This window comes from Neoroseomonas rubea (assembly GCF_016106015.1).
GTDB lineage: Bacteria > Pseudomonadota > Alphaproteobacteria > Acetobacterales > Acetobacteraceae > Neoroseomonas > Neoroseomonas rubea.
In genome coordinates this window covers 21,837-36,734 of the sequence record NZ_JACADQ010000005.1, presented here as the reverse complement: position 1 = coordinate 36,734, position 14,898 = coordinate 21,837, and the positions used below count along the sequence as shown (strand labels likewise).

The window sequence follows — 14,898 nt, the reverse complement described above, 5'->3', positions numbered from 1 at the left end:
CTCCAGCGGAGGGGATGATGCGAATCCTGATGATCCATGCCCATCCGCGGAGCGACAGCTTCTCCGCCGCGCTGCGCGACGCCGCGCGTGCCGCGCTGGAAGGCACCGGGCACGCCGTCACGGTTCGCGACCTCCATGCCGAAGGCTTCGATCCTGTGCTGGGCGCGGAGGAACGGGCGCGCTACCACACGGAAGGCGCGAACGAGGAAGGGATCGAATCCCACGTTGCGGACCTGCGCGAGGCCGAGGCGCTGGTCCTCGTCTACCCCACTTGGTGGTACGGGCTGCCGGCGATCCTGAAGGGCTGGTTCGACCGCGTCTGGTCGCCTGGCGTCGCGTTCAGGCTGGGGGAAGGCGCGATCGAGCCGCTGCTGACCAACATCACGCGCATCGCCGTCGTCACGACCTATGGCTCGCCGACCTGGCTGCTCTGGTACATCGGCTGGCCGGACAGGAAGCTGATCGGCCGCGGTATCCGCCGGCTCTGCGCGAAGGGCTGCCGGCTCGACTGGCTGTACCTGAACGGGATGGACCGGCGCGAGCCGGCGGAACTCGACGCCTTCCTCGCGAAGGTGCGCCTGCATTTCAGCCGCTGGTGAGGACGGGGTCGAGCTCCCGCCAGTCCGGCAGTTCCGCCGCCAGGACGCGGCCCGCGCGCAGCACGATGCGATCCGCCTGGGGGCGGGAGAGCAGCTCCGTCATGAAGCGCGCGCGGAACAGAATGAGGTCGGCAGCGGCGCCCGGACGGATGATGCCGTGCTCCGGCAGCCCCATCGCGGCGGCCGGCGTTGCAGCCGCGGCGCGCGGCCAATCCCCGAAGGGATGGTCGAGATGCAGGATGCGCGTCGCGGCGCGGAACACCTCGAGCATGTCGAGGTCGCCATAAGCGTAGAAGGGATCCCGCGTATTGTCGCTGGCGACGGAGACGGGAATGCCCGCCGCCCGCATCTCATGCACCAGCGTCACGCCGCGCCAGCGGGGGGTGCGGCCCGGCACGCGGTCCTGCAGGTACATGTTGCACATGGGCAGGACGATGATGGCGATGCCCGCCTCCGCGCAGAGACGGATCGTCTCCTCGGCGAACTCATCCGGCTGGAGCGAAAGCGCGCAGCAATGCCCGCACTGGATGGGGCGGGAGAAGCCGCGGCGGAGCGCGGTTGCCGCGATTTCGCGCAGTGCGCGCGCCCCCGTCTCCCCGCTTTCGTCCACATGGAGATCGAGGGCGAGGCCGCGCTCCTCGGCCAGCGCGAAGAAGCGGTCCAGCATGGGCTGGAAGTCCGCGGGCAGCTCGTCATGGATGCCGCCCGACAGGCGCGTGACCATGCCGAGCACGCCGCCCGAATCGGCGACGATGTCGGCGAGTGCCGCGCCTTCGTCCCCCGCGAAGCGGTCAAGCGGCGCGATGGACGAAGCCTGCAGTGCGATCCGCCCCGCCCACTTCTCCCGCAGCGCGCGGAACATCGCCCAGGCATTCGGCGCATGCGGCATGTAGCTGTCGAGATGCGTGCGCAGCGCGACCGTGCCGTGCGCATGGGCGGCCCGCAGAGCGAAGTCGGCGCGCGCGCGCATGTCGTCGATGGACCAGTTGGCGCCACGATCGGCCATCACCGCGCCGATCGCGCCGCCGAAGGTGCCGTCCGGGTTCGGCATGCGCTGCCAGATGTGGCCTTTGTCGATGTGCGTGTGGCCATCGACCAGGCCCGGCCAGAGCTGGCCGCCATCCAGCGAGGGCCCTTCGGGGGCGCTGCCGGCAGGTGCGATGGCGGCGATACGACCGGCCTCAATGCGCAGGTCGATGCGCGCAAGCCCTTCGCCATCCGTCGGCAAGGCCGGAGCACCCTCCAGCAACTCGGCGGAAGCGCGAGCGTCCCGCAGCCAAAAGGACGTCCCCGCGCCATCCAGCGCCGCCCGCAGCCGATCCATCGCAATGCTCATCGCCGATCCCCCCGCCCCATGGCGCTCTCATGCCATTTCCGCAGCAGCAGGTGCGAGAGCAGCGTCAGCGCGAGGAAGATGGCGATCCCCGTGCCGCTGACCAGCACCAGCGCCGCGAACATGCGCGGGATCTGCAACTGGTAGCCCGCTTCCAGGATGCGATAGGCCAATCCGGACGCGCTGCCGCCCGTTCCCGCCACGAATTCCGCGACGATTGCCCCGATCAGCGCGAGCCCGCCCGAGATGCGCAGCCCCGCGAGGAAATAGGGCAGCGCTGAAGGCAGCAGCAGCCGCACGAGCACCTGCCAGCGGTTCGCGCGATAAAGCCGGAACAGGTCGATCAGGTTGTGGTCGGCCGAATTCAGCCCAACCGTGGTGTTCGACAGGATCGGGAAGAAGGCGACGATCCAGGCGCAGATCAGCAGGGAGAGCGTGACGTCATTCACCCAGATGATGATCAGCGGCGCGATGGCGACGATCGGCGTCACCTGCAGGATGACAGCGAAGGGAAACAGCGACATCTCAATGATGCGCGACTGCGCGAACAGCACCGCCAGCGCGAGGCCCAGCACGGCGGCGACCGACAGCGCCATGAACGTGATCTTGAGGGTGATCAGCAGCGAGGTGGACAGCGTGCCCCAGTCCTTCAGCAGCGTCTGCCCGACCAGCAGCGGCCCGGGGAGGATGTAGTGCGGGATGCCGTTGACGCGCACCACCGCCTCCCAGGCGCCGAGGAAGAGGAAGGCGATGACGGTCGGCGCCACCACGCGCATCCAGGCGGCCGCGCCAGGCAGGGCGCGTTCCGGGGTCGGTTCCTCGCTCATGCCGCGGGCGCCATGGCGCGCGACAGGGCGTGCGAGACGGTGCGGCATTGCGCGGCATAGTCAGGGGATGTCCGGAACTCCTCGCCACGCGGCGTCGGCGCCTCCACCGCGATCTCCTCGGCGATGCGGCCCGGGCGCGGGGCCATGACGACGATGCGCTGGGCGAGGAAGACGCTCTCGAAGACGGAATGGGTCACGAACACCACGGTGAAGCGCTCGGCCTCCCACAATTGCAGCAGGTCGTTGTTGAGGCGGAAGCGCGTGATCTCGTCCAGCGCCGCGAAGGGCTCGTCCATCAGCAGAAGGCGCGGGCGCGTCACCAGCGCACGGGCGATGGACACGCGCATCCGCATCCCGCCCGAGAGCGCGCGGGGATAGGCGCGCTCAAAGCCCTTCAGCTCGACGCGGGCGAGCCATTCGGCCGCGCGGTCCTCCGCCTCGCTGCGCTTCACCCCGGCGAGTTCGAGCGGCAGCGTCACGTTGCGCATGACCGTCGCCCAGGGCATCAGGGTCGGCTCCTGGAAGACGAAGCCGATGTCGCGCTGCGGGTCGCCCGCGGCATCATGCGTCGCGCCCGGCCAGTCGATCGTCCCCCCGGTCGGACCGGACAGGCCCGCGAGGATGCGCAGCAGCGTCGACTTGCCGCAGCCGGAAGGCCCCAGCAGCGCCACGAAGTCGCCCGGCAATATGTCGAGGTCGATGCCGGTCAGCGCCAGCGTCCCCGTGGCGTAGCGCTTCGCGACCCCGCGCAGCGCGACGAGCGGCCGCGTCGGCGTCACCCCAGCCCGACCCGCTTGTTCACGAATCGCAGCGTATAGGCGCGCTTGATGTCGAGGCCCGGAGGCATCGCACCCGCGTCGCGCATGGTGGTGTAGAAGGTCTCCCAGCGCTCATCCGTCATGGCGCCGATGCCCAGGCGCTCCGCATCGCCGGACAGGACGATGCCGCGCTCGTTCATAACCCGCACGGCGTAGGTGATGCGCTCCAGCGTCATGTCGGGGTTGTCGCGCATGATGAGGCGGTTCGCTGCCTCAACGTCCTGGCTGCGCATGTACTGCGTCCAGCCTTCCATGGTGGCGTCGACGAAGCGCTGCACCAGGTCGGTCTTCTCCTCGGTCATGCGGCGGGAGATGTCGATGGTGGTCTGGTAGTTCGGAAAGCCGGCGTCGGCGATGAGGTGCACGCGCGGCCGCGCGCCGCCCGCCATGGCCGAGAAAGGCTCGGATGAGAGGAAGCCCTGCTGGATCGCACCCTTGTCGGCCAGGAAGGGCTGGATGTTGAAGGTGTAGGGACGGATCTGGTCGTCCGTCAGGCCGAAGCGCGCGCGCAGGAAGGGCCAGTAGGTTACGCGCCCGCCGGCGCCGATCAGGATCGGCCGGCCGCGCATCTGCTCGAAGCCGGTGATGTTCGCTTCCTCGTGGCTCATCAGGATCTGCGGATCCTTCTGGAAGATCGCCGCGATGGTCAGGAAGGGCACGTTCTCCCGCACGAAGTTCAGCGCCTGGAAGCCATTCGACATGGTCATGTCGACGCGGCCGGCAAGCAGCAGCTGCGCCGGGTTCTGCTGCGGCCCGCCCATGCGCAGGTCGCATTCGATGCCGTAGCGGCGATAGATGCCGGCGGCCACCGCCTGGTAGTAGCCGCCATGCTCGGCCTGGGCGCGCCAGTTCGTCTGGAAGGAGACCCGGTCGAGCGATTGCGCGAAGGGCACGCGCGCGCCGGCGACCGCGGCCAATGCGTAGCCGACGCCGCCGCCGATCAGCGCGCGCCGCTCGATCCTGTATCTGGTGCGCATGGCTTCCTCCGCCCGTCTTCGACGACGCCGTGGGCAGCAAGCGACATGCCACGCCCTGCGGCGCCATACCGCCGCCGGGACAGATGGGTGCTGCACACGGGTTGTGCAGCCCCGCCGTGAATGCCTGCCCAAGTCGCAGGCGCCTCGCCGCGCAGAAGGAGGTGCACCCGCTCCCGCCCTGGCACGCTTCTTGGACCCTCGACGCCGGGCATCGTGTCGGGACATCGTGGCGCATCTCCTGCTGGACCAGGTCACCAAGCGGTACGGCGCGCAGGCCGTGGTCGATGGGCTTACGCTCGCGGCCGAGGCCGGCGAATGCATTGCGCTGCTCGGCCCGTCCGGGTGCGGCAAGACGACGACGCTGCGCATGGTGGCCGGCTTCGTGACGCCCGATGGCGGACGCATCGTGATGGAAGGCCGCGCCATCGAGCGCACGCCGCCGCACCGGCGCGGCATCGGCATGGTGTTCCAGAACTACGCCCTGTTCCCGCACATGACCGTCGCGGGGAATGTCGGCTTCGGGCTCGAGATGCGCGGCCTGCCGCGCGCCGAGCGCGACGCCCGCGTGACCGAGGCGCTGTCCATGGTGGGGCTTGCCGCCTTCGCCGCGCGCTACCCCGCGCAATTGTCGGGCGGCCAGCAGCAGCGCGTGGCACTCGCCCGCGCCCTCGTCATCCACCCGTCGCTGCTGCTGCTGGATGAGCCCCTGTCGAACCTCGATGCCGGCCTGCGCGTGGAGATGCGGCAGGAGATCGCCGCGTTGCGCCGGCGCACCGGCATCACGACCCTGTTCGTGACGCATGACCAGGAGGAGGCGCTGGCGCTGGCCGACCGGATCGCAGTTCTCAACCACGGGCACCTGGTGGAATGCGCGACACCGGCGGAACTGACGGAGCATCCGCGTCGCGTCTTCACCGCGAGCTTCCTCGGCGCGCGCACCGTGCTGCCGGGGCGGCTCGAAGGCGGCATGTTCATGCTGGCGCCCGGTCTCGGCGTGGCGCCGCCCGCGGGTGCGCCGCGGCAGCCCTCCCATCTTGTCCTGCGGGCCGCACGGCTGCGGCTCGTGCCGCGGGCTGGCGCGCTGCTCGCCGCGCCTGGCCGCGTCGCCGAGGCTGCCTGGCTGGGCGACGAGGTCGCCTATGAGGTCGAACTCGACAGCGGGCCGCGCATCCGCGTGCTGCGCCCGACGACCGAGCCCGCTTTGCCGCCCCGCGCGCCGGTGACGCTTTCGGCCGGCGCGGACGCGCTGACCTTCCTCGAGGACCCCACGGGAGAGCCCGCATGACCTGCCTGACCCGCCGCCTGATCCTCGGCGCCGGCGCCGCCGCGCCCTTCGCCTTCATGCGCAGCCCCGTCGCGCAGATCCAGCGCGGCCAGGAACTGACCGTCGGCGTCTGGGGCGGCGCGCAGGAACGCATCCTGCGGGAGTTTGTCGCGACACCGCTCGAGCAGCAGCATGGGGTGAAGATCAACTTCGTGCTCGGCGGCACGCCGGAACGCCGCGCGCGCGCATATGCCGAACGCGGCCGCCCGTCCTTCGATATCGTCTACCTGAACATCTTCGAAAGCCGCCAGGCGGTGCGCGACGGCGTCACGCAGGCGCCGACGGACCGCGTGCCGAATGCGGCGAACCTCTATCCGGCCGCGAAGCTCGGCGGCTATGGCGTCGCCTTCAATCCGGTCACGATCGTCTATGACCGGCGCAAGGTCGATGCGCCGATGACGTCGTGGAAGGATTTCTGGCGCGCCGACCTCCGCGGCAAGGTGATCTGGCCGACCTATCCCGGCGCGCAGGGCACCTCGGCGCTGCTGATGGCGGCGAAGATTTGGGGCGGCAGCGAGAACGACATCGAGCCCGCTTTCCGCCAGATCGCGGCGCTGAAGCCCTTCGCCGCCATCCAGGGCAGCCAGGACCAGTTGTTCACCATGTTCGACCAGCAGGTCGGCGCGGCGAGCGTCGAGTTTGGATCCTTTACCCGCGCCTATGCGGAAGCGCGCAACCCGAACATCGTCATCGCCGACCCCACGGAGGGCCAGGCGCTGGCAACCAACGTCGCCTGCATCACCGTCGGCACGCAGAAGCAGGCACTTGCCGAGGCCTGGGTGAACCTGCACCTTTCCCCGGAATGCCAGCGCGCCTATGCCGAGCGCATCTACTACAGCCCGACCATCCGCAACCTCGATCTGCCGGCCGACCTCCGCGCCAAGCTGATCATGGGGGAGGAAGCGGTCGGGCGGCTGGTGGATTTCGACTGGGACGTGGTGATCCGCAACCAGCCCCGCTGGTCGAGCCGCTTCACGCGCGAGATCGCCGGGTGAATTCGCGCGCCGCGGCGCCGCTGCTCGCGACGCCGTACCTGCTCTGGATGCTCGCGGCCTTCGCCGCGCCGCTTGGCGTGGTCGCCCTGCTGTCCGTCCAGGAAAGTCCGGAAATCTTCGCGCCGCTGTCCTTCATCCCGTCCGGCGTCCAGTACACGGACCTCGCGACGGACCCGTTCAGCCGACGCACCATCCTGCGCACCCTCGCGCTTGGCGCAAGTGTCACGCTGGCAAGCGCGATCCTCGGCTATCCGATCGCGCTGTGGCTGACGCGCCTGCCGCCGCGCTGGCGGCCGCTGGGCTTCGCCTGCGTGCTCGTGCCGCTGCTGACCAACGTGGTCGTGCGCAGCCTCGGCATCATCTTGCTGCTGGCGCCGGGCGGGCTCGTCTCGAACCTGCTGGCCTTCCTGGGCCTGCCGCGGGTGAACCTGCTGTTCGGCTGGTTCGCTGTCGGCCTCGCGCTGACGCAGGTCTTCCTGCCCTACATGGTGCTCGCACTCTATGACGTGCTGGAGGCGCAGGAGAAGCGGTTGGCGGAGGCCGCCGCGGGCCTGGGGGCCGGGCCGGCCGTCACCTTCTTCCGCGTCACCCTGCCGCTCTCGCTCCAGGGGCTGCGGGCGGGGCTGGTGCTGGTCTTCCTGCTCGCCTCGACCGCCTATGTGTCGGCGACGCTGGTCGGCGGGCGGCAGGTGATGGTCAGCGGTATGGTGGTGCTGAAGGAAGGGCTCGAGATCCTGAACTATCCGGCCGCCTCGGCGCTGGCGATGGTGATGCTGGGGGCCTCCGTGCTCGGCACGCTGCTGATCGGCCGCGCGATCCTGCTCGCGACGCCCTGGACCGTGGGCCGCGCACCCCGCCGCCTGCCCGCCCTGCCGCCGGCGCTACGGCGGGGACTGGTCGTGGCGCTGGAGGCGATCGGGCCGCTCGTGTCGCGCCTGCTGCTTGGCATCGCGCTGCTGCTGCTGCTGTTCCCGCTGGTCCTTGTCGCAGTTTCCTCCTTCAACGACAGCCCGCAGGCGACGGTGGCGCAGTGGCTCGGCTTCACCTGGCGCTGGTACGCGGCGGTGCTGGGCAATGAGCGCTATCTCGGAGATGCCTGGGTCAGCCTGCAGCTTGCGCTTGCCGCGACCGGCGTGTCGCTGCTGATCGCCCTGCCTGCGGCGCTCGCCCTGGCGCGCGGGACATTCCCGGGGCGGGAGGCGCTCGCCGCCTTCTTCATGCTGCCGCTGGCGCTCCCGGGCATTGCGATCGGGCTTGGCATGCTGCGGCTGCTGCAATGGTTCACGCTGCTGCCGGCCTTCCTCGGCATCCTCGCCGTACACGTCGTGCTGGTCGCGCCCTTCATGCTGGCGATGTTGCGCGCCTCCGTCGCCGGCCTAGACCGCGGGCTGGAGGAAGCGGCGTCTGGCCTCGGCGCGCCGCCCTTGCGCGTCTTCCAGCGCGTCGTGCTGCCGCAGCTCGCACCCGGCATCGCCGTTGCCTGCCTGATCGGCTTCCTGATTTCCTTCGGGGAGGTGACGGTAACGGCCTTCCTGACCACCGCGCGGCTTCAGACGCTGCCGGTGCGCATCTATGCGGAAGCGGCCTTCAGCCTGGAGAACACCGTGAATGCCATCTCCACCGTCTTCATCCTCGTGACGGTGCTGCTGCTGCTGGCGATGCACCGTCTTGTCCCGCTCGACCGCGTCTGGCGCCGGTGAGAGGATGTCGTCCATGCTGAACGAGACCGACACGCGCCTGCTGCGGCGGGCGATCACCCTGGCGGGGGAAGCGCGGGCGCGCGGCGACCGCCCTTTCGCCTGCGTCATCGCCGATGCGGATGGTGTCGTCATCGCGGAAGCAGGGTCGATGCAGGGCGCGTCCGGCGCCGGCACGCTCGCGCATTCCGAGATGAACGCGCTGTCTGCCGCGCTGGCCGCGGGCACGCCACGCGCGAGGATGCGCGCGGGGACCATGTATTCCTCGGGTGAGCCCTGCGCGATGTGCGCCGCGGCGGCCTTCTACGCGGGCGTCGGGCGCGTGGTCTACGGGCTTTCCGCCGGCGCGATCCTGGATCTGCGCAACGCGCAGGCGCATACGGCAGGGCTATCGCTCTCCTGCCGCGCGGTGCTGGACACGGCGGCCGAGCCGGTCGCCGTGGTGGGCCCCTGCCTGGAGGCGGAAGCGGCGGTGCCGCACCAGGGCTACTGGACGGACGGCGCGGCATGAGCGGTCGCCCCTTGTGGATGGGACGGAATTCCGTGCACGCTTGCGCGGCGGCCTGTATCGTCGGGCAGGGATGATGGGCTGGCCATCCGGAACAGCGGCACGTGAAGGCCGCGACGGGGCAGGGCCCGAGGCAGGACTGGGAGACATGACATGACGGAAGACCATCTGCGCGAGATGATCGGGCGCGTGAAGCGCGGCACGTTGACGCGGCGCGGCTTCGTCCGGCGCATGGCGGCGCTGGGCCTGACCGCGCCCATGGCGACGCAGCTGCTGGCCATCACGGGCGCCGCGCCCGCCGCGGCGCAATCCGTGCCTGCCTATCGCCCGATGCGGCGGGGTGGCGGCGGGGCGCTCAAGATCCTCTACTGGCAGGCCGCGACGCTGCTGAACCCGCACTTCGCGGCCGGCACGACGAACCAGGACGCCGCGCGCGTCTTCTATGAACCGCTTGCCGGCTGGGCTTCGGACGGCACGCTGCACCCGATCCTGGCAGCCGAGATCCCGTCGCTCGAGAATGGCGGCCTGGCGCAGGATGGGCGGTCGGTCACCTGGAAGCTCAAGCGCGGCGTGAAGTGGCACGACGGGCAGGACTTCTCGGCCGACGACGTGGTGTTCAACTGGGAATATGCGCGCAGCGCCGCCGTCGCGGCCGTCACCTCCGGCTCCTATCGCGACGTGAACGTCGTGAAGGTCGACGACCATACGGTGCGCGTGGAGTTCGCCCAGCCGACGCCCTTCTGGGCGGATGCCTTCGTCGCCGCGACTGGCCAGATGATCCCGAAGCACATGTTTCAGGGCTTCGCCGGCGCCAATTCGCGCGACGCGCCGGCGAACCTGCGCCCGGTCGGAACCGGCCCCTACCGCTTCGTCTCCTTCGCACCGGGCGACCTGCTGCGCGGGGAGCTGAACCAGAACTACCACATGGACAACCGCCCGTTCTTCGACACGCTCGAGATCAAGGGCGGCGGCGACGCAGTCTCGGCCGCGCGCGCGGTGCTGCAGACCGGCGATTTCGACTATGCCTGGAACATGCAGGTGGAGGACGAGATCCTCAAGCGCCTGGAAGCCGCCGGCCGCGGCAAGGTGAACATCGTCGAGGGTGGCGGCATCGAGTTCGTGCAGCTCAACGCGACCGACCCGAATCGTGAGATCGACGGCGAGCGCGCGCATATCAGCACCCAGCACCCGGCCTTCCGCGACCCGGCGGTGCGCGAGGCGATGGCGCTGCTGATCGACCGCAACGCGCTGGAGCAGTTCATCTACGGCCGCGGCGGCCCGGCGACGGCGAACTTCCTCAACAACCCGCCGCGCTTCCGCTCGGAGAACATGCGCTGGGAATTCAGCATCCAGAAGGCGAACGACATCCTCGATCGCGCCGGCTGGGCGCGCGGGCGCGACGGCATCCGTGCCAAGGACGGGGTGCGGCTGCGCTTCGTCTACCAGACGTCCGTCAACGCGCCGCGCCAGCGCACCCAGGCGATCTACAAGCAGGCGGCGCAGCGCGCGGGCATCGACCTGGAGCTGAAGTCGGTCGTCGCCTCCGTCTTCTTCTCGTCCGATGTCGCGAACCCGGACACCTACACGAAGTTCTACGCCGACGTGCAGATGTACACGACGACGATGCCGCAGGCTGACCCCGAGCGGTTCATGAACCAGTACGTGTCGTGGGAGATCTCTTCCAAGGCGAACAGCTGGCAGGGCCGCAACATCGTCCGCTGGCGCAGCGAGGAATACGACCGCATCTTCCGCGCTGCGCAGTCCGAGCTCGACCCGGTGAAGCGCGCGGCGATGTTCATCCAGCTGAACGACCTGGTGGTCGGCTCGAACCACATCATTCCGCTGGTGCGGCGCCCGACGGTAAGCGCAAGCCTGAACAACCTGCGCCACGTGCTCAGCGCCTGGGATGGCACGCTCTGGCTGCTCGGCGACTGGTGGCGCGAGACCTGATCCGTCCCGCGTGACCCAGTATCTGATCCGACGGCTGCTGATCGCGATCCCGAGCCTGCTCGGGATCAGCGTCATCCTCTTCACGGTGCTCGCCCTGGCTCCGGGCGACCCGTTCGAGGAGCTGGCGACGAACCCTGCCGTGCCGCCCGATGTCCGCGCGCAGCTGCGCGCGAGCCTCGGGCTCGATGACCCGATCCACGAACGCTACGTCAGCTGGCTGCTGGCGATGCTGCGGGGCGACTGGGGCTATTCCTTCGTCAGCCGTATTCCGGTGGATCAGCTCATCATGCAGCGCCTGCCGACGACTGTCGCGGTGATCGGCGCATCCCAGGTGCTGGCGCTGTGCATCGCGCTGCCGGTCGGCGTCTATGCCGCGACGCGGCCCTATTCGATCTTCGACCAGATCGCGAACACGCTCGCCTTCGTCGGATTCTCGCTGCCCACCTTCTTCACCGGGCTGCTGATGATCCTGCTGTTCTCGATCACACTGGACTGGCTGCCCTTCGTCTATTCCACGAACATCACCTCCTCCGGCTGGCGCTGGTGGTGGGACCACATCCGCCAGGCGATCATGCCCGTGCTCGTGCTGGGTCTGTTCCAGGGCGCGGCCTGGACGCGCTACGTGCGCTCGGCTGTCCTGGACGTGATCCGTCTTGATCACGTGACGACGGCGCGCGCGAAGGGGCTGCCCGAATCGCGCATCACCATGCGCCACGTGGTGCGCAACGCGATGATCCCGGTGGTCACGCTGGTCGCGCTGCAGATGCCGGCCGTGTTCGGCGGCGCGATCGTGACGGAGCAGATCTTCCGCGTGCCGGGCATCGGCTCGCTGCTGATCAGCGCCATCCTGGCCAACGACACGCCGGTCATCATGGCCGTGACCTTCGTCTTCGCCGGCCTTGTCATCTTCTTCAACCTGATCGCGGACATCCTGTATGGCTGGCTCGATCCCCGCATCAGCTACCGCTAGCGCCCCCGCCCGCCCGCGGATCGGGCCGTGGGAGGAGGCATGGCGCCGCTTCCGCAAGCACCGGCTCGCGGTCGTCAGCGCGGCCGTGCTCCTGATGCTGATCCTGGCCGTGCTGGTCGGGCCGTTCATCTGGCGCGTGCCGATCGACGAGATCGACTTCACCGCGCGACTGCAGGGCCCCTCGTGGGACCATCCACTGGGGACGGACGATCTCGGACAGGACCTGCTGGCGCGCATCCTCTATGGCGGGCGGATCTCGCTCGCGGTCGGTTTCACGGCGATGCTGGTCGCCGTCTTCCTCGGCACCTTCGTCGGTGCGGTCGCCGGCATGGCGGGCGGCAAGCTCGACGCCGCGCTGATGTGGCTGACCGACCTGTTCCTGTCGCTGCCGCAGCTGCCGCTCCTGCTGCTGATCATCTATCTGTTCCGCGATTCGCTGAAGGATGTGGTGGGGCCGGAGATGGGGGTCTTCATCCTCATCGTGGCTGTCATCGGCCTGTTCAATTGGATGCCCGTGGCGCGACTGGTGCGCGCGCAGTTCTTCTCGCTGCGGGAGAAGGAGTTCGTCGAGGCCGCGCGCGCCCTCGGCGCGTCGCGCCTGCGCCTTGTCATGCGCCACATCCTGCCCAACGCGCTCGGGCCGGTCATCGTTGCGGCGACCATCGACGTGGCCGCCGCGATCATCGCGGAAAGCACGCTGTCCTTCCTCGGCCTCGGCTTCCCGCCCGACATCCCGACCTGGGGGCGGCTGCTGTTCGATGCCAAGGACAACCTCGATTTCGCGCCGCATTGGGCGCTGTTCCCGGGGCTCGCGATCTTCCTCACCGTCGTCAGCATCAACTTCGTCGGCGACGGCCTGCGCGACGCGCTCGACCCGAGGCGCGTGAAGTGAGCGGCCGACTGCTCGAGATCTCCGGCCTCAAGGTCCACTTCCGGACCGATGACGGCATGGTCCGTGCCGTGGACGGCGTGGACATCGGCGTCGACGGCGGAGAAACCGTCTGCGTCGTCGGCGAATCCGGCTGCGGCAAGACGGTCACGGCCAAGACCGTGCTGAAGCTGATCGACATGCCGCCGGGCAAGATCGTCGCCGGCAGCATCCTGTGGCAGGGGCGGGACCTGGTGCCGCTGCCGCCGGTCGCCATGCGCGCCATCCGGTCGAAGGAGATCGGCTTCATCTTCCAGGAACCGATGACCTCGCTGAACCCCGTCTACACTGTGGGCGACCAGATCGCCGAGACGGTGCGCCAGCATGAAGGGATGTCCCGCCGCGCGGCGATGGACCGGGCGGCGGAGATGCTTTCCCTGGTCAACATCCCGAACGCGTCGCGCCGCGTGCATGACTATCCGCACCAGTTCTCCGGTGGCATGCGCCAGCGCGTGATGATCGCCATGGCGCTGTCCTGCAATCCGAAGATGGTGATCGCGGACGAACCCACCACAGCGCTCGACGTCACGATCCAGGCGCAGATCCTCGACCTGCTGAATGAGATGAAGCAGCGGCTCGGCATGGCGGTGCTGCTCATCACCCATGCGATGGGTGTCGTGGCCGAGACCGCGCAGCGTGTCATCGTCATGTATGCCGGCAAGGTGGTGGAGGAAGCGACCGTCCATGAGCTCTTCGCCCGGCCGATGCATCCCTACACCCAGGGGCTGATCCGCTCGATCCCGCGCCTGGATCTGGCGGCAACCGAGCATCGGCGGCTGGAAGCCATCCCCGGCACGGTGCCGAGCCTGCTCAACCCGCCCGTCGGCTGCCGTTTCGCGGCGCGCTGCCGGCATGCGACCGCCGAATGCAGCGCCGCCGAACCACCACTGCGCGAAGCCGTGCCTGGCCACAAGGTCGCCTGCATCCACGCCGAGGCCATCGCCGCATGACGCAGCCCCTGCTCCGCGTCGAGAAGCTCGTGAAGCGTTTTGCCGTGAAGGGTGGCGTGCTCCGCCGTACGGTGGGGGAGGTGCATGCCGTCTCCGGCGTCTCCTTCGACCTCGCACCCGGCGAGACGCTCGGCTTGGTGGGCGAGTCGGGCTGCGGGAAGTCGACCACGGGCCGCCTCATCCTCCGCCTGATCGAACCCACCGCCGGCCAGGTCTGGTTCGAGGGCAAGGACATCACGGCACTGGACGAGAAGCAGATGATCGCGCTGCGCCGCGACATGCAGATCATCTTCCAGGACCCCTACGCCTCGCTGAACCCGCGCATGACGGTGGGTGCCATCATCGGGGAGGCGCTGGTCATCCACGGCCTAGCGAAAACGGCGCGGGAGCGGGAGGAGCGCGTCGTCGATCTGCTCGAGACGGTCGGCATGAACGCCGATCAGATGCGCCGCTTCCCGCATGAATTCTCGGGCGGCCAGCGCCAGCGCATCGGCATCGCCCGCGCGCTCGCCGTCTCCCCCAAGCTGATCGTGTGCGATGAGCCCGTCTCGGCGCTCGACGTCTCGATCCAGGCGCAGGTGGTGAACCTGCTCGAGGACCTGCAGGAGAAATACGGCCTCACCTACCTGTTCATCGCCCATGACCTGTCGGTCGTGGAGCATATCAGCGACCGCGTCGCGGTGATGTATCTCGGTCGGATCGTGGAGATCGCCTCCGCCCGCGGGCTCTACACCGATCCGCTGCACCCCTATACGGAAGCGCTGCTGTCGGCCGTGCCGATCCCGGACCCGACGATCAGGCGCCAGCGCATCCGGCTGGAAGGCGATGTGCCGAGCCCGCTCAACCCGCCCCCCGGCTGCAACTTCCACACGCGCTGCCCGATCGCCGATGCCGGCGCCTGCCGGACCGAGGTGCCCGAGTTGCGCGAGGTGCGCCCGGGGCATTTCGTCGCCTGCCACAAGCGCGGCTGACGGCCGGCCGTAACCTTCGGGAAAGGCCGACGCGCGAGACTGCGGCGTTTT

At 69.3% G+C, this 14,898-nt stretch carries 14 protein-coding genes; 10 read left to right on the top strand and 4 right to left on the bottom strand.

Features of this window, described 5'->3' with window-relative positions; translation table 11 throughout:
• Positions 1 to 17 precede the first annotated feature (17 nt).
• Complete coding sequence (locus HW577_RS01505) at positions 18 to 599, top strand: NAD(P)H-dependent oxidoreductase (RefSeq protein ID WP_198374278.1); 582 nt, start codon at positions 18 to 20, stop codon at positions 597 to 599.
• On the opposite strand, the gene HW577_RS01500 is transcribed toward HW577_RS01505, so the two are convergent.
• The 4 genes from HW577_RS01500 to HW577_RS01485 are packed head-to-tail and all read right to left on the bottom strand — an operon-like array spanning position 586 to position 4,554.
• Positions 586 to 1,935, bottom strand: a complete 1,350-nt coding sequence (locus HW577_RS01500; RefSeq protein WP_232474598.1) for a cytosine deaminase — start codon at positions 1,933 to 1,935, stop codon at positions 586 to 588. The genes HW577_RS01505 and HW577_RS01500 overlap by 14 nt on opposite strands.
• Positions 1,932 to 2,759 carry an ABC transporter permease gene (locus tag HW577_RS01495; protein ID WP_232474597.1) on the bottom strand — a complete coding sequence of 276 codons (828 nt, stop codon included), beginning with the start codon at positions 2,757 to 2,759 and terminating at the stop codon, positions 1,932 to 1,934. The genes HW577_RS01500 and HW577_RS01495 overlap by 4 nt, the downstream gene beginning before the upstream one ends.
• Positions 2,756 to 3,538: an ABC transporter ATP-binding protein gene (locus HW577_RS01490; RefSeq protein ID WP_198374277.1), complete on the bottom strand. Its 783-nt coding sequence runs from the start codon at positions 3,536 to 3,538 to the stop codon at positions 2,756 to 2,758. The genes HW577_RS01495 and HW577_RS01490 overlap by 4 nt, the downstream gene beginning before the upstream one ends.
• Positions 3,535 to 4,554 (bottom strand): ABC transporter substrate-binding protein, encoded by a 1,020-nt coding sequence (locus tag HW577_RS01485; protein WP_198374276.1) that lies wholly within the window; start codon positions 4,552 to 4,554, stop codon positions 3,535 to 3,537. Before HW577_RS01485 ends, HW577_RS01490 begins: the two co-directional genes overlap by 4 nt.
• Before the next feature lie 226 nt (positions 4,555 to 4,780).
• Between HW577_RS01485 and HW577_RS01480 the strand changes: the two genes are divergently transcribed.
• From HW577_RS01480 to HW577_RS01440, 9 genes are all read left to right on the top strand, one after another.
• Positions 4,781 to 5,839 (top strand): ABC transporter ATP-binding protein, encoded by a 1,059-nt coding sequence (locus HW577_RS01480; RefSeq protein ID WP_332837313.1) that lies wholly within the window; start codon positions 4,781 to 4,783, stop codon positions 5,837 to 5,839.
• Entirely contained in the window at positions 5,836 to 6,873 is a 1,038-nt protein-coding gene (locus HW577_RS01475; protein WP_198374274.1) for an extracellular solute-binding protein, read from the top strand. Before HW577_RS01480 ends, HW577_RS01475 begins: the two co-directional genes overlap by 4 nt.
• Positions 6,870 to 8,573: an ABC transporter permease subunit gene (locus HW577_RS01470; protein ID WP_198374273.1), complete on the top strand. Its 1,704-nt coding sequence runs from the start codon at positions 6,870 to 6,872 to the stop codon at positions 8,571 to 8,573. Before HW577_RS01475 ends, HW577_RS01470 begins: the two co-directional genes overlap by 4 nt.
• Positions 8,574 to 8,586: 13 nt before the next feature.
• The gene (locus tag HW577_RS01465; protein ID WP_198374272.1) at positions 8,587 to 9,081 is read left to right on the top strand and encodes a deaminase; all 495 of its coding nucleotides are present in this window, start codon (positions 8,587 to 8,589) and stop codon (positions 9,079 to 9,081) included.
• 150 nt (positions 9,082 to 9,231) lie between these two features.
• A complete protein-coding gene (locus HW577_RS01460; protein ID WP_198374271.1) occupies positions 9,232 to 11,028 on the top strand; it encodes a peptide ABC transporter substrate-binding protein in 1,797 nt (598 codons plus the stop codon).
• Between the two features lie 10 nt (positions 11,029 to 11,038).
• Positions 11,039 to 11,998, top strand: a complete 960-nt coding sequence (locus HW577_RS01455) for an ABC transporter permease (RefSeq protein ID WP_198374270.1) — start codon at positions 11,039 to 11,041, stop codon at positions 11,996 to 11,998.
• Complete coding sequence (locus tag HW577_RS01450; RefSeq protein WP_198374269.1) at positions 11,964 to 12,890, top strand: ABC transporter permease; 927 nt, start codon at positions 11,964 to 11,966, stop codon at positions 12,888 to 12,890. Before HW577_RS01455 ends, HW577_RS01450 begins: the two co-directional genes overlap by 35 nt.
• Positions 12,887 to 13,876, top strand: a complete 990-nt coding sequence (locus HW577_RS01445; RefSeq protein WP_419956570.1) for an ABC transporter ATP-binding protein — start codon at positions 12,887 to 12,889, stop codon at positions 13,874 to 13,876. Before HW577_RS01450 ends, HW577_RS01445 begins: the two co-directional genes overlap by 4 nt.
• Positions 13,873 to 14,847: an ABC transporter ATP-binding protein gene (locus HW577_RS01440; protein WP_198374268.1), complete on the top strand. Its 975-nt coding sequence runs from the start codon at positions 13,873 to 13,875 to the stop codon at positions 14,845 to 14,847. Before HW577_RS01445 ends, HW577_RS01440 begins: the two co-directional genes overlap by 4 nt.
• The last annotated feature ends 51 nt before the right edge of the window (positions 14,848 to 14,898 follow it).